Raw genomic sequence first — 23,781 nt, forward strand, 5'->3', positions numbered from 1 at the left:
TTGAAGTTTTCACCCTTTTCAAACCGTCCGTGGAGCTGGGGTAGAACCCCAGCCCGCGTTACACCACGCCAGTTCATGACGTGAAAGCGCTTCGAGATAGGACGACATCACCTCGGTGCTGTCATGCAAGAGCACGGTACCTGTGCACAGAGTTGGGAATTGCGGGCGCCGCACAACGCTTCAGGGCGTGGCCGGACTGTAAGGGCGACACATCCGCTTCCTGGTACGAATCAGCGTGACGGGGGGGGATCCCGGAGAGAGGTTAGATATGGAACTACGACATCTCCGGAGCTTTGTCGTGTTGGCCGAGGAACTGCATTTCACGCGAGCTGCTGAACGCCTGCACATAGAGCAATCCCCGCTATCCCGTGCGATCAAAGAGCTGGAGGATGAGCTGGGTGTCGTGCTTTTTGATCGAGATCGCAGGGGGACCCGTCTTACGCCAGCAGGCGCTGCGTTTTTACAAGACACGCGCCGACTGTTCACCGTCCTGGAACAAGCCAGGGATAACGCCAGAGCCGTGGCGTCGGGACTGAGAGGCAGTATTCGAATCGCAGTATCCGATGGCGCGATGGACCCTCGGCTGTCGGCATTCCTCGCCCGTTGCAGAGCGGAGGAGCCGGAGATTGAGATCCGCCTAGCGGAGGTGCCATTGGCCGAACAGATCCGCGGCCTGCGCACAGGCGACTTCACACTCGGATTCGCTCACACAGCCGACGTCGGCAATGACATCATCACCGAACCGATCTGGCAGGATGCTCTGGTTGTTGCCGTACCCGCTAGGCACGAGTTGCTGGCTCACCGGAGGGTTCCTCTGCACGAACTCCGTGACCACCCGCTCGTCTTGTGCGATCCCCAGGCGTGCGAGGGTTACGGCCGAGAACTCGCCCGGCTCCTACAGGCAATGGAGCACAAACTCAATGTCGTCGAGGAAGTATCGTCATTGGACATGATGCTCACTCTGGTCGGGGCAGGCTACGGCGTCGGTTTCACAACATCGAGCAAGACCACGACAAGCCAGCGCCCGGATGTGGTGCTCCGCCCCTTGGCACTGGATTCAGCGGTGATCACAACCTATTTGCTGCGCCAAGCGAACAAACGTTCATCCGCCGCTCTGGAGCGCCTTATCGATCGTCTGCGCGACTTATAGGTCGCCTGCGTTCTGGATTGCAGCATCAATCGTCGACAGACGCGCGAAGATTGCGCTCGGGTGCGTCCATCAATTTCGCTGCAGTGAGTCCAAGGCCGACTGAGATTTTCATTATCAAAGCAAGCGTCGGGATATGTTCCCCGCGCTCGATTTTCCCCATATGCGAGCGCTCTATGCCCGCCACAGAGGCAAGTTGCTCTTGCGCGATCCTTGTTCCAGACGGGCAGCCCGCACCGCCAGGCCGAAAGCCATGGCGGGCTTGGCTTCATAGGTGGTTGTGCCTTGGGGGCGGCCCCGCTGAACGCTTCGCTTCTGCATCTCCGCATCGTTGATATCACGGCCTTCGCGATCCTGCTTGCGCAGAATGGCACGACCGATGGACAGAAGAATGGCATCGCTTACGAAGCCGCTGTGATTTTCCATGATGGTGGTCTCCCGAAAGGCGGCGAAGTCTAGAAGCGCTGCCGCCGACCGATAGTTTTGGGGAAGATTGCAGACTCTTCAAGGCTAAGGTGGCCCTGATGTGAACGACATAGCAACTCGGCATCTAAGTAAGGCAGCCCCAGATGACGCCCTTTAGCAGAGGGCAACGGGGTGTCGTCGCCCTTCGATCAGCACAGGCTTACAGCCTCAAGCGCAGCTGCACTACCCACCAGACGTCTGACGCTTTCGCGAATGGGCTCGGAAAACTCACGCGACTCGGCACCAGTCTGGGTGGGCTGCCGAGGCACATCCAGCAATGCCTGCATGACCTTGTCGAGGTTCGTCGGCGTGACAATATCAATGGCTACCCGATCATCCAGCCCCGGCTGGGGCTTGGTTAGCAGGTGATACAAATCCCACGCATCAGCTTGAGTCACCCGGCTCAGCATCACCTGCGCGAGCTTGAGCTTGAGCGGCACTAATTGCCAGTCAGGCACACGCTGCCCGCGGTTGCCTAGGCTGACGGACAGCAATTTGCCCGCTTTCAATTCGCGGTTGATCTGATCCTTTGATTTCCCGGCCAACTTGCCAAACAACGGAACCGGCAGACTACTCGGCGATTCGTATATAGCCAGCATTTCCTCGCGCTCGCGCTGGATAGCGGACACTTCCGGTTCCGGCACATGCACCGGGGGCGGCGGCACCTGTGACAGCCGCTGGAACGTGATTGCGCCATCGTTCGGAGTTACAACGATGGGAACGTATACCCCGGACGATACCGAAGCTGCATGGGAACTAGCAACGATGGGGTCGCTCTTGACCTCGTCGGCGATGGCCGGCACTCCCTCAATATGGATCGTAAGGTGTGCGCTGGCTGCATCCACTTGGCCCTGTTCAAGCAAGTCAAGGCGATCAGCCCAGTCCTGCATCATCCGCCGACGCGGCTCCACGTACTTCGCGTGGTTGTAGGCCGAACTCACCTTGTTCGGATCTGAGTGCGAAAGCTGCGCATCCACCCAGATCTTGGGGTAGCCGATCTCATTGAGCGCCGTCGAAATAGTTCCACGGATGCCGTGACCGGTGAGTTGATCGTCGTAGCCCATTCGCTTCAAGGCGGCGTTGAGCGTGTTCTCGCTGATACGCTTCTTGAGTTCACTGCGATGTGTCAGGAGGTGCTGTTGGGCAGGCCGCATCATTTCCAAGAGGTAACGCACGATCTCAATGGCCTGGACGGACAACGGGACGATGTAAGGTGGCACGTCCTGTGGTCGCTTGCCGGCTTTGCGCATCTCGCCCTGAAGCTGCTTTACGATCTGGGGCGGGATGATCCACAGACCGCGATCCAGGTCAAACTGGTCAGGAGTTGCCAGCCTCAGCTCCCCGGTGCGAACACCGGTCAGGAACAGCAGCCGGATACCGAGCTGGGTTTGCCAACCGCGGGGGTTGTACAGCCGGAGCTTCTGGAGGAACGAGGGAAGTTCAGGGAGGTGCAGGTAGGGATTGTGGTTCACCGGGGGCTTGGGCTCAGCCACCACGTCCAGGTCAGTGGCCGGATTGGCCTCCATCCCCTCGACGATGACCAGAGCATAACGGAATAGCTGCCCCAGCCAGGTGCGGACCTTCTCGGCGGTGGTGTACGCCTTGCGCGCCTCTATCCTCGACAGGACGCCCAGGAGCTGGGGCCGACGAATGTCGTAGACCGACATTTTTCCAAGACTGGGCAATACGTCCTTTACGAAGATCCGCTTGATCTGCGACATCGCGCTGTTCCGGCCTTCCTTCAACTCCTTCGCGCGATGTTCAACCCAAGCGTCAAAGACCGCCTTGAACGTGTAGTCCGAAGCCAGCTTGATCGCGTGTCGCTTCTGCTTACGGTCGGTATGGGGATTGATACCCCTGGCCAAGAGGGCTCGGGCTTCGTCGCGAAGGTTGCGCGCCTCGCGAAGGCCGATTTCGGGGTAGTTACCCAAAGAGATGCGCTTCTGCTTGCCTAGCCAGTAGTAGCGCAAGTGCCACGACTTGCCCCCGACTGGTGAAACCACCAGGCCGAGGCCATCGAGATCAGGGAGGTTGTAGAGTTTGCCGGTGGCCTTAGCCTGCCGGACAATCAGATCAGAGAGTGCCATGTCGAGCTCCTAAATTGAGACTTAGGCTCAATGCTCGTCACGATTCCACTCCTGGCCCAGCAACAATCCGGCGCTGAAACCACCCGCATTCTTTGGCCTCAATTCTGGCCTTAAAAACGCTGGCTGTGGCTGGATTTCAGTAGACGCCACCGGAATGAAAAAAAGGGGCCTAAGCCCCTTCTTTCAATGACTTACAGACGTCAGTGGAAGTCTGTAGATCATAATTTGGAGCGGGAAACGAGACTCGAACTCGCGACCCCGACCTTGGCAAGGTCGTGCTCTACCAACTGAGCTATTCCCGCATATTGGCGTCCCCTAGGGGACTCGAACCCCTGTTACCGCCGTGAAAGGGCGGTGTCCTAGGCCACTAGACGAAGGGGACACACGTACAACATTCACTCCCTACCGCGTTTCGCTGTGTGCTTTACGCTGTAAGTGGCGCGCATTCTATGGATGGATTGAAAGGTCGTCAACCCCCAAGGATAAATTTATTTAAATCAATGACTTCGCCCTGCTTTCCGGGCCCTGGCGGGCATTCTGCCCGTCCGGCCCTTGACGCCTATATTCTGGCGCCCGACAAGACGCTATAGTTCGTTCCGGCAAATGATGGCAATGTGCATCCATGCAGGGAACGCCTTTCTATATAGAAGCAAAGTACCCGGGCAACTGGTCGATCAGTCCTATCCGCCGGATGGCCCAGTCACTACACTCCACTGTAAACCCTATAAAGAGGTCACACCGGTGACACCACTCATGATCACCCTGCTGGTAATAGCCGGGATCGCAATACTGATCGCCATTGGCTACATGAACCACGTGGTGGAAAACAACAAGCTGGAAAAGAAGCGCACCGAGATCGAACTCAACGATCGCCTGCGCCGCTGCGGTGAAATCACCGAGACCTTCCCCGGCCAGTTGATGACCCCGGCGCTCAAGCTGTTACTGACTCGCCTGGAACTCAACGTCAACCAGCGCCTGTTGAACCTCAACAAAGGTAGCGCACCGATCAAGGCCCGCATTGCCGAGTTGAATACGCTGGTGGCCCAGGGTGAATCCATCCCGGTGAACAACCCACCCGCGCCGATCCAGACCGAAGCCAAGGCCAAGGACGTGCGCTTCCTGCTCGAAGCCCTGCATGGCCAAGTCACCCGCGCGGCCCAGGACGGTTTCCTGCCGGCCAACGAAGCCAAGCACTGGATCAGGGAGATCCGCCATATCCTGGTGTTGCTGCACATCGAATTCTTCAACAACCTCGGCCAACACGCCCTGCAACAAGGCCAACCGGGCCAGGCACGCCTGGCCTTCGAACGTGGCGTGCAGTACCTGCGTAAGCAGCCGGAGCCGGTGATCTACAGCGCACAACTGCAACAACTGGAATCCCAACTGGCCCGCGCCAACTCCACCGTGCTGACCAACAGCAAACCGGCCGAAGACGAAGTCAACGAACTGACCGAAGGCCTCAAGGTGGTCGACGCCGACGCCGAGTGGAAGAAGAAAGTTATTTACGACTAATGTTGCCCTCACAGTGCATAGGTACCTAACAAAGCTGTAGCCACCACCCCCAAACCACGATGCGAAGCGAGTAGCTGTTGATCGTGATCTTGATCTTGATCTTGATCTCGCTTTTGATCCTAGGCGCCCCGTCAAACACGCTGGCCGGAATTCGACAGGGATTTGGGGGGTAAACCGGCAGGGATGCCGGTTTAGCCGCCCCGCGCCATGGATGGCGCGTGGCGGCGGCCCCCCAAATACCTGTCGGATTACGGGCATACCGAGCCTAGGCGAGGTACCGAGTGTTGGGGCAAGAGCCCTTTGGTTACTTTGGGGCTTTTCCAAAGTGACCCGCCGTAAGGGCGGAACCCATAACAGCCGTTACCCAAATAACGGATATGTACCCGATCAGATCCAACATCCAGGTCGGCTGTCAGGCCGCCTTCGCAGGCAAGCCAGCTCCCACATTTGGATCGCGGGGTGACAGTTAGATTGTGGTCGGCTGTCAGGCCGCCTTCGCAGGCAAGCCAGCTCCTACAGTTTTGAATCTCGGGGTTACCGTTAGCTAGCTGTGGCCTGTCCCCTGTGGCAAACCCAGTTCGCCACATGCCATCACTTTGCATCTATCCCCCCGCCCCCGACTAGCGTACAAAAGTGCCCCGTACTCCACGAAGTCAGAGGCCTGCTATGCCTGTCGCCGTCATTGATGGACAACCACTGCACTACGTCGACCAGGGCTCGGGCCCCGTCGTCCTGCTGGGCTCAAGCTACCTGTGGGGCGCCGACATGTGGGCGCCGCAGATCGAAGCACTGTCGCAACAATACCGCGTGATCGTGCCCGAGTTGTGGGGCCATGGCGAATCCGGCCCATTGCCGGCGCACACCCACTCTCTTGACGACCTCGCGCGCCAGGCCCTGGCCTTGCTGGACCAACTGGATATCCCCCAGATCAACCTCGTGGGGCTCTCCGTCGGAGGCATGTGGGGCGCACGCCTGGCGTTGCTGGCGCCGCAACGCATCAACAGCCTGGTGCTGATGGACACGTACCTGGGCGCCGAGCCCGACGCCACGCGCCAGTACTATTTCTCGCTGTTCAAGATGATCGAAGACGCCGGTGCTATCCCTGAGCCCTTGCTGGACGTGGTCGCGCCGATCTTTTTCCGCCCGGGTATCGACCGCGAATCAGCGCTGTACCAGGATTTGCGCAGGCAATTGCAGGGCTACTCCAAAGAGCGACTGCTGCAGAGCATCGTGCCCCTGGGCCGCTTGATCTTCAGTCGCGAGGCTGTGCTGGAGCAGTTGCCACGCCTGGACGCCGACACCACCCTGATAATGTGTGGCGAGCAAGACAAACCACGCCCACCCGCCGAGTCCGAAGAAATGGCCGGCCTGATTGGCTGCAGCCTGATCCTGATTCCAGAGGCGGGCCATATCAGCGCCCGGGAAAACCCGGACTTCGTCAACGAAGCGCTGCTGACCTTCCTCGCCAACAACGCCTGACCCCCTCCCCTGTGATCGCTGCGCCAACGCGGCGATCACAGGCGGAAGTGCCCCACCATCCCTTTGAGCTCCGCCCCCAACTGCGCCAGCTGGATGCTCGACGCGGCGTTGCCCTGCATGCTCAGCGCCGACTGATCGGCACTGGCGCGGATACTGGTGACACTGCGGTTGATCTCTTCGGCCACTGAGCTTTGCTCCTCGGCCGCCGCAGCGATCTGCTGGTTCATCTGCTGGATCAACGACACCGCCACGGCGATACTGCCCAGGGCACTCTCGGTTTCCAGGGCGTCGCTCACCGCCAGCTTCACCAGCTCCCCGCTTTGCTGGATCTGCTGCACCGACGACTGGGCCGCACTGCGCAACGTACTGACCAGGCGCTCGATTTCTTCGGTGGATTGCTGGGTACGCTTGGCCAGGGCCCGTACTTCATCCGCCACCACCGCAAAGCCACGCCCTTGCTCGCCGGCACGGGCGGCTTCGATGGCGGCGTTAAGGGCCAGCAGGTTGGTCTGTTCGGCCACGCTCTTGATCACACTCAACACCGTGCCGATATTCTGGATCTCGGCGCTCAGGCTCTCGATGCTGGCGCTGGCACTGGTGCTGGAGGTGGCGAGCAATTCAATGCGTTGCAGACTCTGGCGCACCACCTGTTGGCCGCTGTCGACTTTGTCGTCTGCCGTCTGTGCAGCTTGCGCGGCCTCTTCAGCGTTGCGCGCCACGTCGTGTACCGTGGCGGTCATCTGGTTCATCGCCGTGGCGACCTGCTCGGTTTCTTCTTTCTGGCTGCTGACCTCGACGTTGGTCTGCTCGGTGACGCTGGACAGCGAATGCGCCGAGCTCGCCAGTTGCTCGATACCGGCTTGCAGGCCGCTGACCATCTGGCTCAGGCCGTTGCCCATCTGCTGCATGGCCTGCATCAGTTGGCCGATTTCATCGCGACGGCTGACCTCCATGCGCCCGCTCAAGTCGCCGGCAGCAATCTGTTGGGCTACCGCGATCACACTGCGCAGCGGGGCGACGATCAACCGGGTAATCACCCACGCCGCAATCAACCCCACCAGCAAGGCCAGGGCCGACGAGCCGATGATCAGCATCGCGCTTTTCTTCAACTGCGCCTGCATGGACTGGTCTTCAGCGTCATACGCCTGGTTGACCCGGCTGACCACCTCGCCCGCCCGGTCATGCAGCTGTTTGTAGACCACCTTCTCCTGGGCCAGCAGGCCGGTGTACTCACCGAGTTTTTCACTGAAGGCGGCAATATGCCCGGACACTTCGTTGAGCACGGTCTGGTAGCCGGGGTCCTTGACCGAGGTCTTCAGTTGCTCGACCTGGGCCAAAGCCTGGTCGGCCTGCTCGATCTTGCCCTGTTCGGTTTCTTCCTCGCTCACCTTGCGGCTCTGGTCCAGGCGCACCCGCGCCTCGTTCATGGCTTGCAGCATCAGGCGCGACACCTGGCTGACCTGCCCCGCCTGCTCGATGAATTCGGCGCCCTCCTTGCCCTGGCTTTCCTTGAGGCCATAGGCACCGTCGTCTGCCAGCCCGGCTTGCAGCACATCGAGGTTATTGGCCACGCTGGACACCGACCAACTGGCCATTTCCAACGCCAGGTCCTTGGTCTGGGTCAGTTCGACAAACTCATCGAACGCCTTGCGGTACGCGGCCAGGGCCTGCTCGACGTCGGTCATGGCCGGCACATTGGCCGCCGACTGGGCCTTGAGGCTCGCGGCAAGGGCCGCCAACGCGTCGACACTTTCATGCAGCGCGTCGACGGCCTTGGGGTCGGCATGCAGCGCGTAGTCCTGCTCGATCAGGCGCACTTTGAGCAAGCCGCTGTTGAGCGAGGACATGGCCTTGAGGCCTTCGAAACGCTGGCCAACGGTTTGCAGGGACCACACGCCGATCGCCGCGACCACCGCCGTCAACAGCAGCACCAGGGTGAAGCCCAAGCCCAGTTTTTTTGCCATACCGAGGTTGGCGAATTGTCGTTGCACGGCCGAAATCATTGCACTTGAATCCTCTTGCAATGGCAATTGCCATCGAGCCCGGTTTACACAGGCGAGATTCGCAACCACAAGGCACTGAGCACAAGTCGTTGGCGCCACAATAATGGCAAAAAGCTACACGCTCGTCGTTTTCAGAATGGTCGAGGTCGATCTCGCGGGGCCCATGGCCCGGAACAACGCCAAGGCGCGTTGATCCGCCGCATAGGCCACATTGATGCGCAGCCAGTCGCTGGGCTCATGGGTTGGACTGAACAGCGCCCCCGGCGATAACAAAACCCCGAGCCGCCGTGCACAAGCCTGCAACCGCGACCGATCCCCAGCCCCCGGCCGCGCCCACACAAACATCCCGCCAGCCGGAGCAGTGAACACCTCCCACTCCTCGTCTTCCAGCACCTGCAACGTGGCAGCCATTTGCGCATTCAGGCGCTTGCGCAAACGCTGCACCCACTTGCGGTAGGTGCCGTTGGCCAGCAGCGTGGCCACCACCGCCTCGGCAAACCGCGAGGTACCGAAGCCGGTCAAGGTCTTGAGGCTGGCCAATTGCGCGATGATCGCCGCGCTGGCACTCAGGTAACCCACGCGCAAGGCGCTGCTCAGGGTCTTGGAAAAGCTCGAAACGTAGATCACCCGGTCATCATGGGGCAACGCCGAAAGCCGTGTGCAACTGGCGTGCTGCAGGTCACCGAAGACATCCTCTTCGATGATCAGGAAATCTTCGCGGCGCGCCAGCTCCAGCAAACGCTCGGCCACCGTGCGGCTCAGGCTGGAGCCGGTGGGGTTGTGGTACAGGCTGTTGACGAACAGGCACTTGGGCCGATGCTGCTGCAACAGCGCTTCCAGCGCCGGGATGTCCGGGCCACCTCGGGTGCGTGGCACCTGCAGCAGTTGCACGCCGTGGAACGCCAATTGCCGATAAAGGTTGCCGTACCCCGGCGTTTCGACCACCACGCAATCGCCGGCCTTGAGCAGTGTGCGGATCAGCAGGTCCTGGGCATGGCTGGCGCCGGCCGTGGTGAGGATGTGGTCAAGATGGGCAGCGATGTGGACCTGGCCCAAGCGCTTGAGCAATTGCTCGCGCAACGCGGGCAGCCCCAAGGGCGTGCTGTAGTTGAACAGGCCAGCGGTGTCGGTACGGGTCACTTCGCGGACCGCGTAACTGATGTCATCGCTTTCACGCCAGGTATCCGGCAACCAGCCGCAGCCCAGTTTCAGCTCACCCAACGGGTTATCGGTGAAGGCTCCCCAGTCTTGCTCGGCCCCTTCGTACCACTGGCCTTCGTGCGACATCGGCGGTTGGGCAACGCTGAAACCCGAACCCTGTTTTGAAACCAGCAACCCCTGCGCGACCAATCGTTCAAACGCCTCGATCACGCTGGACTGGCTGAGCAGGTTATCAAGGGCCACCTGGCGAACGGACGGCAAGCGTGTGCCAGGGCTCGCCCCACTCGTGCGAATCCATTGCGCCACCGCGCTGATGATTTGCTGCACCACCGGTACAAGGGCTTGTCGATCGATCCCTAAATCCATGCGCCACTCACTTCACTGTCTGTTATTCAACCCAGGACAGTTAAGCACAGAAGCCCACCGCAGCCGCTCGCCAAGTTTTATTAAAGTATTGATTTTATTGAGTTATTTACCTGCTGATACACAATCTGACAAGGCACGGTGCCAGCTATGGAAATACCTCACGCCCCCCAGACCGTTTTCGAATGGAGGGCGACCCGAGGTCCTAGATAGCCGTCGCGCCACCGTCTACCGCCAAGGCTTGGCCGGTGGTAAAGGCCGCACCGTCGCTGCACAGGTACAACACCGCGCTGGCGATTTCCTCGACCTTGCCAATGCGCCCCACCGGGTGCATGGCGGCGGCAAATTCGGCCTTGCGTGGGTCGGCTTCGTAGGCACGCCGGAACATATCGGTATCGATCACGGCCGGGCACACCGCATTGACGCGGATTTTCTTCTTCGCATACTCGATGGCCGCCGATTTGGTCAGGCCGATCACGGCATGTTTGGACGCAGCATAAATGCTCATCTTAGGCGCCGCGCCCAGCCCCGCAACCGATGCAGTGTTGACGATCGCCCCGCCGCCCTGGGCCAGCAGCAGCGGCAATTGGTGCTTCATGCACAACCACACGCCCTTGACGTTGACCCCCATGATCGCGTCGAACTCATCCAGGCTGCCGTCAGCCAGCTTGCCTTTCTCAATCTCGATGCCGGCATTATTGAAGGCGTAGTCCAGGCGGCCATAGGCGGCGAGGGTCTGGGCCATCAATTGCTGGACTTCGGCTTCCTGCGTGACGTTGCAGCGCACAAACAGCGCTTCGCCACCGGCCTGGTGGATCAGGGCGACAGTACCTTCACCACCCGCTGCATCCAGGTCGGCAACCACTACCTTCAAGCCTTCGGCGGCGAACGCCAGCGCGGTAGCGCGGCCAATACCGGCGGCGGCGCCAGTCACCAGGGCAACCTGGCCGGAAAACGTCATGCTCATGGAAGATGTCCTGTGGGAAAAATAACCGTGGCTCGAGTCTAGCCAACGCCGTGCCGGGCGCGTCAGCACTATCAGAAGGCCAGTTGAGGCTGCATGAATCGCAGTGATAAGAGCCACCGCCCGACTATCAGCAGTGCCTATCGAGCGGCATTCGCGCCCTCGGTGAACCTTGCCCCCAGCCCGTTCAAGGTCTATCACTTCAGGTTCATTTCCAGAAGAGTCGCTGCCATGACCGCCCAGACCAATCGCCAATTCCTGCTCGCCAAGCGCCCGGTCGGCGCGGCCACCCGGGAAACCTTCACCTACCAGGAAGTGCCCGTGGGCACGCCCCAGGACGGCCAGGTGCTGGTGCGCAATGAATACCTGTCCCTCGACCCCGCCATGCGTGGCTGGATGAATGAAGGCAAGTCCTACATCCCGCCGGTCGGCATCGGTGAAGTGATGCGCGCCCTCGGCGTGGGCAAAGTGATTGCCTCGAACAGCCCAACGTTTGCGGTCGGCGACTACGTCAACGGCGCCTTGGGCGTACAGGATTACTTCCTGGGCGAGCCACGGGGCTTCTACAAGGTTGACCCGACACTGGCCCCGCTGCCCCGTTACCTGTCGGCCCTGGGCATGACCGGCATGACGGCTTACTTCGCCCTGCTGGACACCGGTGCGCCCAAGGCCGGCGAAACCGTGGTGATCTCCGGTGCGGCCGGTGCCGTGGGCAGCATTGCCGGGCAAATCGCCAAAATCAAAGGCTGCCGCGTGGTGGGCATTGCCGGCGGCGCAGACAAATGCAAGTTCCTGGTGGACGAACTCGGCTTCGATGCGGCTATCGACTACAAAAGCGAAGACGTATCCGCCGCACTCAAGCGCGAGTGCCCCAAAGGCGTAGACGTGTATTTCGATAACGTTGGCGGCGACATTCTCGACGCAGTGCTCAGCCGCCTGGCATTAAAAGCCCGCGTGGTGATTTGCGGTGCCATCAGCCAATACAACAACAAGGAAGCCGTGAAAGGCCCGGCCAACTACCTGTCACTGCTGGTCAACCGCGCACGCATGGAAGGCTTTGTCGTCATGGATCACGCCGCCCACTTCGCCGCCGCCGGCCAAGAAATGGCCGGCTGGATGGCCCAGGGCAAACTCAAGAGCAAAGAAGACATCGTAGAAGGGCTGGAAACCTTCCCCGAGACGCTGATGAAGCTATTCAACGGCGAAAACTTTGGAAAGCTCGTACTCAAGGTCAACTGAAAAAGCTGCCCCAACGTAACCACGATGCGAAGCGAGCCGCTGTTGATCTTGATGTTGCCTGTGATCTTGCTCTTGATCCTGCTTTTGATCTCAGGCGCCCCATCAAACACGCTGGCCGGAATTCGACAGGAATTTGGGGGGTAAACCGGCAGGGATGCCGGTTTAGCCGCCCCGCGCCATGGATGGCGCGTGGCGGCGGCCCCCCAAATACCTGGCGGATTACGGGCACACCGAGCCTAGGCGAGGTGCCGAGTGTTGGGGCGAAGGCCTTTTGCTTACTTTTGGGCCTTTCCAAAAGTGAGCCGCTGTAAGAGCGGAACCATGGGCGGCCGTTACCTAAATAACGGATATGTACCCAGTCAGATCCAACATCCAGGTCGGCTGTCAGGCCGCCTTCGCTGGCAAGCCAGCTCCTACAATTGGATCGTGGGTGACAGTTGGATTGTGGTCGGCTGTCGGGCCGCTTTCGCAGGCAAGCCAGCTCCTACAGTTGGATCGTGGGGTGACAGTTAGATTGTGGTCGGCTGTCGGGCCGCCATCGCTGGCAAGCCCTCCCACATTTGGATCGCGGGGCTTCAGTCAGACAGCGGCCATCGGTCAGGCCGCCTCCAACAAGACGTCTCGGTCAGGCGATTTCGGCAACAACCGCCGCCAACGCCTTGGCCGGATCAGCTGCCTGGCTGATCGGCCGGCCGATCACCAAGTAATCGGAGCCCGCATCCAACGCCTGCCGCGGCGTCAAAATGCGCCGCTGGTCATCCTGGGCACTGCCCGCCGGACGAATCCCCGGGGTCACCAGTTGCAGCGACGGGTGCGCAGTTTTCAACGCCTGTGCCTCCAGCGCCGAACACACCAGGCCATCAAGGCCAGCCTTCTGCGCCAGCGCTGCCAGGCGCAATACCTGCTCCTGAGGCTCAATGTCCAAGCCAATACCGGCCAGGTCCTCACGCTCCATGCTGGTCAGCACAGTCACACCGATCAGCAACGGCTTAGGCCCGTTACGCTGTTCCAGCACTTCACGGCAAGCACTCATCATGCGCAGGCCACCGGAGCAATGCACGTTGACCATCCACACGCCCATCTCGGCGGCAGCCTTGACCGCCATGGCGGTAGTGTTCGGGATATCGTGGAATTTCAGGTCGAGAAACACCTCGAAACCTTTGTCACGCAGGGTGCCGACGATTTCTGCGGCGCAGCTGGTGAACAGTTCCTTGCCGACCTTGACCCGGCACAGCTTCGGGTCCAACTGGTCAGCCAGCTTCAGTGCGGCGTCACGAGTGGGGTAATCCAGGGCGACGATGATAGGAGTCTGGCAGACGGACATTGGAATGGGCTCTCAGGCAAGTCGAAATCGGCGCGGATTGTAGCGCAAGCAGCGCCGTTGCGGGATCCGATGATCGGTAAATACTGACCAACCGCCATTGGGCGGGCGTTTTCGGGCAATTATTTCAAAGCTGATACATTCACGACATGCCCCCAACACGCCCCACGGCTAGCCTCGCTCGCACGACCCACCGACCAGCACTTCCAGCCATGGGGCTGGGCGCCTATGCTGACCGCAACAACAGGGCAGATGATCGCATTATGCATACCCCTCCCGTCTCCATGACCGACGAGCAAAAAGGCGCGGTGATCGCCGATGACAAGCGGTGGAACACCCGCGCGCTGATCGTTGACGATGATGTGCCGATCCGCGAACTGCTGATCGACTACCTCGCCCGCTTCGGCATCCTGGCCACCGGTGTCACCGACGGCACCGCCATGCGCCAGGCCATGCAGGCCGAAACCTTTGACGTGGTCGTGCTCGACCTGATGCTGCCAGGCGAGGACGGCCTGTCGCTGTGCCGCTGGTTGCGCGCGGAATCGGACATCCCGATCCTGATGCTTACCGCCCGCTGTGAACCCACCGACCGCATCATCGGCCTGGAGCTGGGCGCCGACGACTATATGTCCAAGCCCTTCGAGCCGCGTGAGCTGGTGGCACGCATCCAGACCATCCTGCGCCGCGTGCGCGATGACCGCACCGAACAACGCGCCAATATCCGCTTCGACAACTGGCGCCTTAATAGTGTGCTGCGCCAACTGGTGGCCGACGATGGCCTGGTGGTGCCGCTGTCCAACGCCGAATTCCGCCTGCTCTGGGTGTTTATCGAGCGTCCGCGTCGGGTGCTGAGCCGCGAGCAATTGCTGGATGCCGCCCGTGGCCGCTCGATCGAAGCCTTTGATCGCAGCATCGACTTGCTCGTATCGCGCCTGCGGCAGAAACTCGGGGATGACCCCAAGGCGCCGCAACTGATCAAGACCGTACGCGGCGAAGGCTACCTGTTCGACGCCCGGGATATCGGCTGATGCGCAACGCCTTCAACACGCTGTTCGGTCGGCTGTTTGGCGTGTTGTTGGTGGCCATTGTGCTGGCCCACGTGCTGGCAATCTCCTGGTTTCGCTATTACGGCCCGCCCCCGCCGCCGCCACAGGAAACCTTTGTCGAACAGCCTGACGGCACGATGAAGCCCCTGCCCAAGCACAAGCGACCGTGGTTTGGCGGCCCGGTGGTGCCGCTGACGTTCCAGTTCATCTCGTTGATCATCGCCGCCTGGTACGGCGCCAAGCTGCTGAGCCGGCCAATCCAGCGCCTGAGCGAAGCCGCCGAGCGCTTGAGCCTGGACCTCGACAGCCCGCCCCTCGACGAGTCGGGACCGCGTGAAGCACAGCAAGCCGCGTCGACCTTCAACCTGATGCAACGGCGCATCCGCGAACAGGTCAGCCAACGCGCGCGCATGCTCGGCGCGGTCTCCCATGACCTGCGCACGCCGCTGTCACGCTTGAAACTGCGCCTGGAACAGATTGAAGACACCCGGTTGCAAGGCCAGATGCGCCAGGACCTGGACGACATGATCGGCATGCTCGACGCCACCCTGAGCTACCTGCACGAACAACGCACCAGCGAAACCCGACACTGGCTGGACGTGCAAGCGTTGGTCGAGTCCATGAGCGAAAACGCCCAGGACCAAGGCTCTGATGTGCAATTCGCCGGCACCTGCGCGCCGCTGCAGGTGCAGCCGATGGCCTTGCGTTCGTGCCTCAACAACCTGATCGACAATGCCCTGCGCTATGCCGGTACGGCGCGCATCGAGCTGACGGACAGCCGCGAGGCCTTGGTGATCCGCGTGATCGACCACGGCCCCGGCATCGCTCCCGACAAGCGTGAGGCGGTGTTCGAGCCGTTCTATCGGCTGGAAGGCTCACGCAATCGCAACTCTGGCGGGGTCGGCCTGGGCATGACGATTTCCAAGGAAGCGGCCGAACGCCTCGGCGGTCGGCTGCACCTGGAAGAAACCCCCGGCGGTGGCTTGACCGCCGTGATGTGGTTGCCCAGGGCTTAAAGCGGTTTGTCTTCCCGTCGCCCCTGGGCCTGGGTCGCACTCCAATCCATCAACAGGCTGTAGGCCACCGCCAGCAGGGTCGGGCCGATAAACAGGCCGATGAACCCAAAGGCGATCAAGCCGCCAAACACCCCAAGCAGCACGATCACCAGCGGCAGGTTGCCGCCACGGCTGATCAGGTAGGGTTTGAGCACGTTGTCCACGCCGCTGATGATGAACGTGCCCCACACACCGAGGAACACCGCGTAGGTGTAATCGCCTTTCCAGGCCAGCCAGGCCGTGGCCGGGATCCACACCAGCGGCGGGCCCATGGGGATCAGGCTGAGCAGGAAGGTGACAATACCCAGCACCAGCGCACCCGGCACGCCAGCGATCAGGAAACCGATCAGCGCCAGCACGGCCTGGGCGGCGGCGGTGCCGATCACGCCGTTGACCACCCGCTGGACCGTCCCCGCCACCAGTTCGATGTAGTAGCCGGCGCGGTCGCCGATCAAGCGCTCCAGCAGACGGTGGACGAACATCGCCAGGCGCGGCCCGTCCCGGTAGAAAAAGAATACGAAGACCAGGCTCAGGGTCAGCTCCAGGATCCCACCGCCGATCTGCGCACTGCGCGCCAGCAGCCAATTGCCGACTTGCCCCAGGTACGGCTTGATGCTGACCATCAAGGCTGCGCCCTGCTGGTCGATGCTGTCCCACATCGCCACCAGCCGTTCGCCGACAAAGGGGATCGAGCCGAGCCAGGTGGGCGCCTCCGGCAGGCCATCGACCTGGATATCCTTGATCAACGCCGTCGCATCGCGCACATGGTCTGCGAGATTGAAACCCAGCCACACCAGCGGCAGCGCCACCAGCAACATCCAGCACAACGTGAGGATGCCGGCGGCCAAGGATTCGCGACCGCCCAGCCAGCGGGTAAGCAGGACCATCAGCGGCCAGCTGGCAAACGCCAGCACCGCGCCCCAGAACAGCGCCGACCAGAACGGCGCCATCACCCAGAAGCTGGCACCGAACAGCACCAGCAGCAGGATTTGCACCAGTAGGCGATCGTTATTGAGCATGGAGTATCTCTAGAGGAAGGCTGTAGGAAGAGAGCTTAGGCGAACGGCGCGGGTCCGCTCGCCTTGTAACGGTCAGCGTATCAGATGCAGGTGCAGGCCTTTGGTTTCAGCGGCGCCGGTTTCCATGCGCGCAGCGCGCACACCTTTGTCGACCAAGGCCTGGCGCCAGGCTTCGGCGTTCGGGCCGGTAAGGCTGACGCGCAAGGTGGTATCGAGGTTCAACCCACGGGAAATCAGGGTCAGCCAGGTGTCGTCAGGGTCGCCGCCGAGCGCGGGGAAGTCCAGCTCGCCGGTGCTTTTCAACTCACGCAGCAGCGTGGCCGACGTGGGCAAGAGGTCGCCCAGCGGCGCGTTGGCGTCCAGTTGCTCCACATGCAGGTAGGCGCGGCGATTGCCGCGGGTGATGCCGTACAGCGCCACCAGGGAATTGTCCTGCGGGGCTGCCAGGCGCAGCAGCAGGTATTCCTGCTGGCCGTCGGCGCCGACCAGCTTGGCGTTGCCGAACACTTCATTGGCCCACAGGCTGCTTTCACCGCAATCGCGGGCCTGGCACCAGAACAGTAACTGCGCGCCCTTCGCCTGCAATGCTTCGCGCGTTGCGGTAAAGGCTGCACTGGAGGTGTGTTCGGCGGGCAATTCGTAGGTAATCGCCGTGGCTTGCCCACGGGCGGTGGCCTGGCCTTCGTAACGCAGTTGGCCGCTGATCTTGCGGATCGCGCCCATAGGGTAGATGCGCTCCTTCTCTTCGGCCGGGCGGTAGTCGACGATCTGTGAGTCGACCTGACGGGACACTGCCGGTAAATCCTGGCTTCCCGGCACATCGGCGGCGAACACCAGGGGGCTGAAACAGCACAGCCCGAGGGCACGGATACATCCTTTACGAAGGCTCATCGGATCAATGTGCCCTGGCCATCGGAGCGCACAGCGGTGTTGAGATGGTTCATGGTTGACTCCCTTTCAATCCGCCCAGCCTCGGCAGTTGACCGCGCCAAGTCAAGGCGTGGAGAAGAACCGATTGAAACAGTCTGCAACAAGGACCGCGCCGGGCTCGTCATTCAGGTGTAAATGATGGCCACCCGGCAGCGTGGTTACCGTAAAAGGTAGCTGAGAAAGCAATTCGGAATGTTTCGCCAGCATGCCGTCGGCGGCCACCACTAACTGCGTAGGGCAACTTACCCGCCGCACGAAGGCCATCGCTTGCTCATCGGTCAGACGCACCGGCGAGGCCAGGGTCAAGCGGCTGTCGGAACGCCAAGTGTAGCCGCCCGGCACCGGCATCAAACCGCGCTGGGCCAGCAGTTCTGCGGCTTCACGACTGACCGCCACCACGCCTTTCATGCGCGCCTCCACCGCTCGGTCCAGGGTGTTATAGACCGGCTTGCGTTTGTCCTGCAGGTTCAACTGCGCCTGCAAGGCCATGCCCAGGCGCTCGGCGGCGTTCTCGCCGCTGGCCGTCGGCGGGATCACACCGTCGATCAATCCCAGGTGCGTCACGCGCTCCGGCAACGCACCGGCCAGCACCAGCGACACGATGGCGCCGAGGGAGTGGCCAAGTAATGCAAAACGTTTCCAGCCCAGTTGCTCGGCGACGTGCAGCACATCGAAGACGTAATCCCACAGGGCATAACCGGCACCTGTAGGACGATGCGCCGAATGCCCATGCCCAGCCATATCCAGCGCAACGATGCGCAAGCCCTGAAGTTTTGGCGCTAGTCGCGCAAAGCTGTTGGCGTTGTCCAGCCAGCCATGCAGGGCGATCACCGGCAAACCGTCCTCGGGCCCGAACAGGTGGGCCGCCAGTTCGATATGGGGCAGGCTCAGGCGCACTTCTTCGACCGGGGTGCTCATGCGCAGTTGCACTCGCGGGCTTCCCAGCGGGAGAACAGGTTCTTGATCAGGGTCGCGGTGTCTTCGGGCCGTTCAAGAGGAAACATGTGGCCGCCGGGCATGGTGAGCAATTCGCCCATGGGCAGGCGCCCGACGCCGCTGGCGTGGTGACGCATCACCACCCGGCTCTGCCGGCCGCGCACCACCGCCAGTGGCACCTTCAACTGGCGCACCTGACCGGGGCTGGTGTGGGGCACGCCACGGTAGATGCTGATTTCGGTGGCCGGGTCGAAGCGCAGGCGCAGGCGGTCACCGACCTGGTGCAGGCCGTGTTGCAGGTAAGCGTCGAAGCATTCGGGGTCAAAGCCACGGAACAGGGTTTTGCCGGAGAAATAGCTGCGCGCCGCGTCCAGGTCGCTGAACTCTTCGCGGCGTCCCAGGGTGCGCCCGGCCGGGGTCAGGCGGTCGATAAAGCCGAAGCGCTTGGCCGCGCGGATCACCCAGCGGTCGGCACGGGTCAGCACCGGCGAATCGAGCATGACCACCCCGCGATACAGCTGCGGGCAGCGCATGGCCGCGTGCAGGTGCAACACGCCGCCGAGGGAATGGCCCACGCCCCACACCGGTTCCGGTTGTTGCTCCAGGTGGTGGATCAGCTCGTCCACCAGGTTCTGCCAGTTATCGTCCACCGGGAACCGGGGGTCGTGACCGTGCTGTGGCAGGTGAGCCACCGCGTACTCCGGGGCCAGCGCGGCAAACAACTTGCCGTAGGTGGCCGAGGGGAAGCCATTGGCGTGGGCAAAAAACACGTGCTGCGACATACCGGATCCATCTACAAAAACAGAGATTGATTGTCACCATGCCTGGCCGGCACAGCAATGACTGTAACTGCCAGGAATGATGACACTCACGCCACGCCTATCGCGCCGGGGGGTTCTCGCCCAGCGGCACCACGGCCATGGTCAGCCGCGAGACGCAACTGGCCTTGCCCTCGTCGCTGGTCAGGCGGATGTCCCAGACCTGGGTGGTGCGGCCGATGTGGATCGCCTTGGCCACCGCCGTCACGCGCCCGCTGCGCACACCGCGCAGGTGGTTGGCGTTGACCTCCAGCCCCACGCAATAGAACTTGCTGGCATCGATGCACAGGTAGGCGGCCATCGAGCCCACGCTTTCGGCCAGCACCACCGACGCACCGCCATGCAACAAGCCGTAGGGCTGGTGGGTGCGATGGTCGACCACCACGCTGGCCGTCAGGGAGTCGTCGTCAAAGCTTTCAAAGCGAATGTCCAGCAGTTCACCGATGGTGTTTTTCTGCATCGCATTGAGTTGATCGATATTCGGTTGAGTGCGCCACAGGCTCATGCCGTTGTCCTTTTTGGTTTTATGATGAGCCTAATCCTGCCACAGAACGGATTCGGAGCGCTCGCTCCAGGCTTGGAAATGTGCACCGTAAGTCGATTCGATCACGTTGCGCTTGATCTTCAGGGTCGGGGTCAGGAAGCCGTTTTCCACTGCCCAGTTGTCTTTCACCACCACCAACTGGCGCAGGCGTTCATGTTTATCCAGCGCCTGGTTGACCTGTTCCAGCCAGCGTTCAAGGCTGCCACGCAGTGCGTGCGGGTCCTCGTTTACCGCCGATAACACGCACAGCCCAATCGGCGCGGTGAGGCCATCGCCCACCACGCACACCTGCTCGATGCGCGCATGTTCGGCCAGGCGGTTTTCAATCGGCGCGGGAGCGACGTATTTGCCTTTGCTGGTCTTGAAGATTTCCTTGAGCCGCCCGGTCAGGCGCAGCCGGCCATCGGCATCCTGCTCGCCCTTGTCACCGGTACGCAGGAAGCCATCGGCGGTGATCGTCTCGGCGGTTTTCTGCGGGTCCTTGTAATAGCCGAGCATGGTCGCGCCGCTGCGCACCTGGACTTCGCCCGAGGGGTCGATGTGCACTTCCACACCGGGGCACGGCAGGCCGATCCAGCCGAGGGTCTGCTGGCCGGGACGGCACACGTGGGAGTAGCCACAGCTCTCGGTCATGCCGTACACCTCCAGCACATCCAGGCCCAGGCGCTGGTACCAGCGCAGCAGCGCCTCGGGCACTGGCGCCGCCCCGGACAGCGCGATGCGTAACGCGTCCAGGCCCAGGCCGGCGAGTACCTTGTGGCCCACGCGCTTGCCGATCAAGGGCAGGCGCAGCAGGAAGTCCAGGCGCTTTTCCGGAATCTTGGCGTAGACGCCCATCTGGAATTTGGTCCAGATACGCGGCACGCCAAACAGTGCGGTCGGACGCGCCCTACGCAGATCAGTCAGAAAGGTATCCAGGCTTTCGGCGAAAAACACCGTCTGCCCGGTGTAGATTGCAGCCATTTCCACAAACATCCGTTCTGCCACGTGACACAACGGCAGGTACGACAGCAGCCGGTCGCCCTCCCCCAACCCGAATAACTCGGTGCCTCGGGTGGCGGCAAACCCCAGCGCGCCGAAGCTGTGCATCACGCCTTTGGGCAAACCGGTGGTGCCGGAGGTATAGATGATGGTGGCCAGGTCTGCGGCAGCCGGCTGAGGATTGTCTTGGATCGGCGAGCTGGCTTGCAGGTCGGCCCAGGTGAAATCGAATGCGCCCGGCGGGCACAGTGGCAAGCTGATGGTCGGGACATCGGATGGTACGCCGGGCGCCATGGCTGGCCAGTCGTCAAGCTTGCCGATAAACACCAGCGCCGCCTCGGAATGGGTCAGCACATGGGCAACGGAGTCGGCGGTGAGGTTGGGGTACAGCGGCACCGAGACATGCCCGGCCATCCAGATCGCCAGGTCGGCGATGATCCAGTGGGCGCAGTTTTTCGAGATCAGGGCAATGTGCGAGCCCTGGGGCAACTCCCGGGCGCGTAGCCAATGCGCGGCGCAGCGGGCCTGGTGGCCGGCCTCGCTCCAGGTGAGGCGTTGTACCTGGCCGCCGCCGACGGGCTGGACCAGAAAGGTCTGGCGCGGATGTCGCGCTTCACGTTCGAAGAAGACCTGCAACGGCAAACGAAAAGCGACGGGCATGGGACGCGCTCCTTTGTGGTCCGATGATAGCCAACCAAGCACTTGCTCGGTTGACTATATAGCACACACAAAGCAGCGATAACGCCTACGGATTCTTCACACTGACCAGGTTCATCAGCCCTGCCAGCGGGAAATCTCCCTCCAGCTCCGCCAGGCTGGCGGTGTGCATCGGCTGCGGCTGGCGCTGATGACCATGCTGCAGGAAGCTGATCAGGCTGCCCACCAACGGTTGATGGCTGACCAGCAGCACGTTGTCATCGGTGTCGAGGTTTTGCAGGACCCGCTGCGGGTTGCCCTCCGGTGTCAGCCACGGCACTGTGCGAATCTCAGGCTCAAAGCCCAAGGCCTCACGCACCAGGTGTGCGGTCTGTTGCGCCCGCACATAGGGGCTGGCGATGATCGCGCTGAGGGGCTGGCCAATCAGGTGCGCAGCACTGCGCAACACTTCGGCGCGGCCATGCTCGGTGAGGTTGCGTTCGGCGTCGGTACGCGCATGCCCTTCGGCCTCACCGTGGCGCAGGATCCACAGCTTCACAGCTTCGGCTCCTCGTCACGCACCGGGTGTGGCGCGGGCGGCACGCTGTGGGCGGCTTCGCCCTCGGGCGCGCGCGGGGTCGGCCAGTCGGCGAACGGCCAGGGCTTCTGTTCGGTGTGGAAGCTGCCGAAACGGCCGATCTGTGCGAGGAACTGGCTGAGGCTGTCGCCGAAGTTCATCAGGCCCAAGTTCGGGGCGCCGTAGACGAGGCGGTAGATCAACTGCACCACCACCAGTGCACCGAGCAGGAACTGCGCCACCTGCCACACCAGGGCAAACACCAGCATCCAGAGGATGCGCAAGGCAATGGATTCGTACTTGGGGGCTGCTTTCGGATCGTTCATGACGCGTTCCTCAGTTGAAACCACTGGTGGAAATAAAGTCGACATCGGTTTTCGGCTCGGCGCGCATCAGCAACTCGATCACCTGGTTCAAGGTGCGCCCTTCAAACAGGATCGCGTGCAACCCGGCGACCAGCGGCATATACACACCGACTTCCTGGGCCTTGGCCTTGAGTACCTTGAGGGTGTTGACGCCTTCGGCCACTTCGCCCAGGCGCGTGACCGCGTCTTCCAGGCTCAAGCCCTGGCCGAGGGCGAACCCCACCTGGTAGTTGCGGCTTTTCGGCGAGGAGCAGGTGACGATCAAGTCGCCCACGCCCGCCAGCCCCAGGAACGTCATCGGGTTGGCGCCCTGGTTCACTGCAAAGCGGGTCATCTCGGCCAAGGCACGGGTGATCAGCATGCTCTTGGTGTTTTCGCCCATGCCCAGCGCCACGGCCATGCCGGCGATGATCGCATAGACGTTTTTCAGCGCACCGCCCAGCTCGACGCCAAAGCGGTCGCTGCTGGCGTAGACCCGGAAGGTACGGCCATGCAGCACCGCCTGGACGCGCTCGCATAATTCCTCGTCTTCACTGGCCACCACTGTGGCGGTCAGCGCGTGCTCGGCGACTTCCCGCGCCAGGTTCGGCCCGGACAGCACGCCAATGCGCGCCTGGGGCGCGATCTCTTCGAGAATTTCGCTCATCAGCTTGAAGGTTTGCGCTTCGATGCCCTTGGTCAGGCTGACCAGCAACTTGCCGGCCAGACGCTCGGCGTGGGGCGCCAGCACCGAGCGCAAGGCGCTGGAAGGCAGCGCGACGAAGCACAGGTCGCAGGCGGTGAGAGTTTCCAGCAGGTCGGTAACAGGCTCGACGGCCGGATGAATCTTGATGCCTTTGAGGTAACGCGGATTTTCCCGGTGCACCCGGATGGCCTCGGCCTGTTCGGGATCGCGCATCCACTGGCGCACAGCGTGACCGTTCTCGGCCAGCAGGTTTGCCACGGCGGTACCAAAACTTCCGCCTCCCAGGACCGCGATAGGGCGCTGTTCAGTCATATGCAATCCGTTAATCCATACCAGTGGCGATGCCCGCATTATACGGGCCGACCCGCTTGCGGCCAGCCCCCGTATCAATTCGTGCGTTTGTCGGAAAATGCCAGGTTTACATGAAGTAATTGCAAGTCCGGCGACT

Annotated in this window: 22 protein-coding genes, 2 tRNA genes and 1 pseudogene; 6 read left to right on the plus strand and 19 right to left on the minus strand. The window is 61.9% G+C overall.

What is annotated here, in order from left to right:
* Positions 1-268 precede the first annotated feature (268 nt).
* Positions 269-1,150, plus strand: a complete 882-nt coding sequence (locus AC0IYN_RS01070; RefSeq protein WP_471840300.1) for a LysR family transcriptional regulator — start codon at positions 269-271, stop codon at positions 1,148-1,150.
* 25 nt (positions 1,151-1,175) lie between these two features.
* Here the strand turns inward: AC0IYN_RS01070 and AC0IYN_RS01075 are convergent, their stop codons facing one another.
* From AC0IYN_RS01075 to AC0IYN_RS01095, 5 genes are all read right to left on the minus strand, one after another.
* On the minus strand, positions 1,176-1,310 hold the full coding sequence (locus tag AC0IYN_RS01075; RefSeq protein ID WP_471840302.1) for a hypothetical protein: 135 nt from the start codon (positions 1,308-1,310) through the stop codon (positions 1,176-1,178).
* 11 nt (positions 1,311-1,321) lie between these two features.
* A complete protein-coding gene (locus AC0IYN_RS01080; RefSeq protein ID WP_471840304.1) occupies positions 1,322-1,573 on the minus strand; it encodes a hypothetical protein in 252 nt (83 codons plus the stop codon).
* 188 nt (positions 1,574-1,761) lie between these two features.
* Positions 1,762-3,699, minus strand: coding sequence for a tyrosine-type recombinase/integrase (locus tag AC0IYN_RS01085; RefSeq protein ID WP_471840306.1), 1,938 nt, complete (start codon positions 3,697-3,699; stop codon positions 1,762-1,764).
* A 226-nt stretch (positions 3,700-3,925) separates the two neighbouring features.
* A tRNA-Gly gene (locus AC0IYN_RS01090) sits at positions 3,926-4,001 on the minus strand.
* Between the two features lie 4 nt (positions 4,002-4,005).
* Positions 4,006-4,081: transfer RNA gene (locus AC0IYN_RS01095), tRNA-Glu, on the minus strand.
* Positions 4,082-4,440: 359 nt separating this feature from the next.
* Between AC0IYN_RS01095 and AC0IYN_RS01100 the strand changes: the two genes are divergently transcribed.
* Both AC0IYN_RS01100 and AC0IYN_RS01105 read left to right on the plus strand, forming a co-directional pair.
* The gene (locus AC0IYN_RS01100) at positions 4,441-5,211 is read left to right on the plus strand and encodes a hypothetical protein (RefSeq protein ID WP_406599663.1); all 771 of its coding nucleotides are present in this window, start codon (positions 4,441-4,443) and stop codon (positions 5,209-5,211) included.
* Positions 5,212-5,877: 666 nt separating this feature from the next.
* Positions 5,878-6,690, plus strand: a complete 813-nt coding sequence (locus tag AC0IYN_RS01105; protein WP_457240449.1) for an alpha/beta fold hydrolase — start codon at positions 5,878-5,880, stop codon at positions 6,688-6,690.
* 35 nt (positions 6,691-6,725) lie between these two features.
* Here the strand turns inward: AC0IYN_RS01105 and AC0IYN_RS01110 are convergent, their stop codons facing one another.
* From AC0IYN_RS01110 to AC0IYN_RS01125, 4 genes and pseudogenes are all read right to left on the minus strand, one after another.
* Entirely contained in the window at positions 6,726-7,607 is an 882-nt protein-coding gene (locus AC0IYN_RS01110; protein WP_405045906.1) for a methyl-accepting chemotaxis protein, read from the minus strand.
* Positions 7,584-8,693, minus strand: a pseudogene (locus AC0IYN_RS01115) (HAMP domain-containing protein); the annotation flags it as partial. The pseudogene AC0IYN_RS01115 and the gene AC0IYN_RS01110, both read right to left, overlap by 24 nt.
* Before the next feature lie 114 nt (positions 8,694-8,807).
* Entirely contained in the window at positions 8,808-10,220 is a 1,413-nt protein-coding gene (locus tag AC0IYN_RS01120; RefSeq protein WP_457240451.1) for an aminotransferase-like domain-containing protein, read from the minus strand.
* Between the two features lie 202 nt (positions 10,221-10,422).
* On the minus strand, positions 10,423-11,184 hold the full coding sequence (locus AC0IYN_RS01125) for an SDR family oxidoreductase (protein WP_078047655.1): 762 nt from the start codon (positions 11,182-11,184) through the stop codon (positions 10,423-10,425).
* 228 nt (positions 11,185-11,412) lie between these two features.
* Between AC0IYN_RS01125 and AC0IYN_RS01130 the strand changes: the two genes are divergently transcribed.
* Entirely contained in the window at positions 11,413-12,420 is a 1,008-nt protein-coding gene (locus AC0IYN_RS01130) for an NADP-dependent oxidoreductase (protein ID WP_471844733.1), read from the plus strand.
* Positions 12,421-13,045: 625 nt separating this feature from the next.
* Here the strand turns inward: AC0IYN_RS01130 and pyrF are convergent.
* Positions 13,046-13,744, minus strand: coding sequence for an orotidine-5'-phosphate decarboxylase (pyrF, locus tag AC0IYN_RS01135; RefSeq protein WP_448652215.1), 699 nt, complete (start codon positions 13,742-13,744; stop codon positions 13,046-13,048).
* 260 nt (positions 13,745-14,004) lie between these two features.
* Between pyrF and AC0IYN_RS01140 the strand changes: the two genes are divergently transcribed.
* Together AC0IYN_RS01140 and AC0IYN_RS01145 are read left to right on the plus strand one after the other, a co-directional pair.
* A complete protein-coding gene (locus AC0IYN_RS01140) occupies positions 14,005-14,769 on the plus strand; it encodes a response regulator (RefSeq protein WP_095017565.1) in 765 nt (254 codons plus the stop codon).
* The gene (locus AC0IYN_RS01145; protein ID WP_406597743.1) at positions 14,769-15,803 is read left to right on the plus strand and encodes a sensor histidine kinase; all 1,035 of its coding nucleotides are present in this window, start codon (positions 14,769-14,771) and stop codon (positions 15,801-15,803) included. Before AC0IYN_RS01140 ends, AC0IYN_RS01145 begins: the two co-directional genes overlap by 1 nt.
* On the opposite strand, the gene AC0IYN_RS01150 is transcribed toward AC0IYN_RS01145, so the two are convergent.
* The 9 genes from AC0IYN_RS01150 to AC0IYN_RS01190 form a co-directional block, all read right to left on the minus strand.
* Positions 15,800-16,861 (minus strand): AI-2E family transporter, encoded by a 1,062-nt coding sequence (locus tag AC0IYN_RS01150; RefSeq protein WP_406597742.1) that lies wholly within the window; start codon positions 16,859-16,861, stop codon positions 15,800-15,802. The genes AC0IYN_RS01145 and AC0IYN_RS01150 overlap by 4 nt on opposite strands.
* A 72-nt stretch (positions 16,862-16,933) precedes the next feature.
* Positions 16,934-17,752 carry a DUF4892 domain-containing protein gene (locus AC0IYN_RS01155; RefSeq protein WP_078047650.1) on the minus strand — a complete coding sequence of 273 codons (819 nt, stop codon included), beginning with the start codon at positions 17,750-17,752 and terminating at the stop codon, positions 16,934-16,936.
* A 102-nt stretch (positions 17,753-17,854) separates the two neighbouring features.
* Positions 17,855-18,709, minus strand: coding sequence for an alpha/beta hydrolase (locus AC0IYN_RS01160; RefSeq protein WP_406597741.1), 855 nt, complete (start codon positions 18,707-18,709; stop codon positions 17,855-17,857).
* A complete protein-coding gene (locus AC0IYN_RS01165) occupies positions 18,706-19,509 on the minus strand; it encodes an alpha/beta fold hydrolase (protein ID WP_471840308.1) in 804 nt (267 codons plus the stop codon). Before AC0IYN_RS01165 ends, AC0IYN_RS01160 begins: the two co-directional genes overlap by 4 nt.
* Before the next feature lie 97 nt (positions 19,510-19,606).
* Entirely contained in the window at positions 19,607-20,050 is a 444-nt protein-coding gene (locus AC0IYN_RS01170; RefSeq protein WP_471840311.1) for a hotdog fold thioesterase, read from the minus strand.
* A 30-nt stretch (positions 20,051-20,080) separates the two neighbouring features.
* A complete protein-coding gene (locus AC0IYN_RS01175; protein ID WP_471840313.1) occupies positions 20,081-21,730 on the minus strand; it encodes an AMP-binding protein in 1,650 nt (549 codons plus the stop codon).
* An 85-nt stretch (positions 21,731-21,815) separates the two neighbouring features.
* Positions 21,816-22,265 (minus strand): phosphohistidine phosphatase SixA, encoded by a 450-nt coding sequence (sixA, locus tag AC0IYN_RS01180; RefSeq protein ID WP_457239142.1) that lies wholly within the window; start codon positions 22,263-22,265, stop codon positions 21,816-21,818.
* Positions 22,262-22,609, minus strand: coding sequence for a DUF4389 domain-containing protein (locus AC0IYN_RS01185; RefSeq protein ID WP_017846785.1), 348 nt, complete (start codon positions 22,607-22,609; stop codon positions 22,262-22,264). The genes sixA and AC0IYN_RS01185 overlap by 4 nt, the downstream gene beginning before the upstream one ends.
* Before the next feature lie 10 nt (positions 22,610-22,619).
* Complete coding sequence (locus AC0IYN_RS01190; protein ID WP_012723107.1) at positions 22,620-23,645, minus strand: NAD(P)H-dependent glycerol-3-phosphate dehydrogenase; 1,026 nt, start codon at positions 23,643-23,645, stop codon at positions 22,620-22,622.
* Positions 23,646-23,781 lie beyond the last annotated feature (136 nt).

This window comes from Pseudomonas sp. AC112 (assembly GCF_979253545.1).

Excerpts from the sequence above, each read along its gene's own strand:
- AC0IYN_RS01070 (WP_471840300.1), top strand. The coding sequence starts at position 269 with ATGGAACTACGACATCTCCGGAGCTTTGTCGTGTTGGCCGAGGAACTG.
- AC0IYN_RS01075 (WP_471840302.1), bottom strand. The coding sequence starts at position 1,310 with ATGGGGAAAATCGAGCGCGGGGAACATATCCCGACGCTTGCTTTGATA.
- AC0IYN_RS01080 (WP_471840304.1), bottom strand. The coding sequence starts at position 1,573 with ATGGAAAATCACAGCGGCTTCGTAAGCGATGCCATTCTTCTGTCCATC.
- AC0IYN_RS01085 (WP_471840306.1), bottom strand. The coding sequence starts at position 3,699 with ATGGCACTCTCTGATCTGATTGTCCGGCAGGCTAAGGCCACCGGCAAA.
- AC0IYN_RS01105 (WP_457240449.1), top strand. The coding sequence starts at position 5,878 with ATGCCTGTCGCCGTCATTGATGGACAACCACTGCACTACGTCGACCAG.
- AC0IYN_RS01110 (WP_405045906.1), bottom strand. The coding sequence starts at position 7,607 with ATGCAGGCCATGCAGCAGATGGGCAACGGCCTGAGCCAGATGGTCAGC.
- AC0IYN_RS01120 (WP_457240451.1), bottom strand. The coding sequence starts at position 10,220 with ATGGATTTAGGGATCGATCGACAAGCCCTTGTACCGGTGGTGCAGCAA.
- AC0IYN_RS01125 (WP_078047655.1), bottom strand. The coding sequence starts at position 11,184 with ATGAGCATGACGTTTTCCGGCCAGGTTGCCCTGGTGACTGGCGCCGCC.
- AC0IYN_RS01130 (WP_471844733.1), top strand. The coding sequence starts at position 11,413 with ATGACCGCCCAGACCAATCGCCAATTCCTGCTCGCCAAGCGCCCGGTC.
- pyrF (WP_448652215.1), bottom strand. The coding sequence starts at position 13,744 with ATGTCCGTCTGCCAGACTCCTATCATCGTCGCCCTGGATTACCCCACT.
- AC0IYN_RS01140 (WP_095017565.1), top strand. The coding sequence starts at position 14,005 with ATGCATACCCCTCCCGTCTCCATGACCGACGAGCAAAAAGGCGCGGTG.
- AC0IYN_RS01145 (WP_406597743.1), top strand. The coding sequence starts at position 14,769 with ATGCGCAACGCCTTCAACACGCTGTTCGGTCGGCTGTTTGGCGTGTTG.
- AC0IYN_RS01150 (WP_406597742.1), bottom strand. The coding sequence starts at position 16,861 with ATGCTCAATAACGATCGCCTACTGGTGCAAATCCTGCTGCTGGTGCTG.
- AC0IYN_RS01155 (WP_078047650.1), bottom strand. The coding sequence starts at position 17,752 with ATGAGCCTTCGTAAAGGATGTATCCGTGCCCTCGGGCTGTGCTGTTTC.
- AC0IYN_RS01160 (WP_406597741.1), bottom strand. The coding sequence starts at position 18,709 with ATGAGCACCCCGGTCGAAGAAGTGCGCCTGAGCCTGCCCCATATCGAA.
- AC0IYN_RS01165 (WP_471840308.1), bottom strand. The coding sequence starts at position 19,509 with ATGTCGCAGCACGTGTTTTTTGCCCACGCCAATGGCTTCCCCTCGGCC.
- AC0IYN_RS01170 (WP_471840311.1), bottom strand. The coding sequence starts at position 20,050 with ATGAGCCTGTGGCGCACTCAACCGAATATCGATCAACTCAATGCGATG.
- AC0IYN_RS01175 (WP_471840313.1), bottom strand. The coding sequence starts at position 21,730 with ATGCCCGTCGCTTTTCGTTTGCCGTTGCAGGTCTTCTTCGAACGTGAA.
- AC0IYN_RS01185 (WP_017846785.1), bottom strand. The coding sequence starts at position 22,609 with ATGAACGATCCGAAAGCAGCCCCCAAGTACGAATCCATTGCCTTGCGC.
- AC0IYN_RS01190 (WP_012723107.1), bottom strand. The coding sequence starts at position 23,645 with ATGACTGAACAGCGCCCTATCGCGGTCCTGGGAGGCGGAAGTTTTGGT.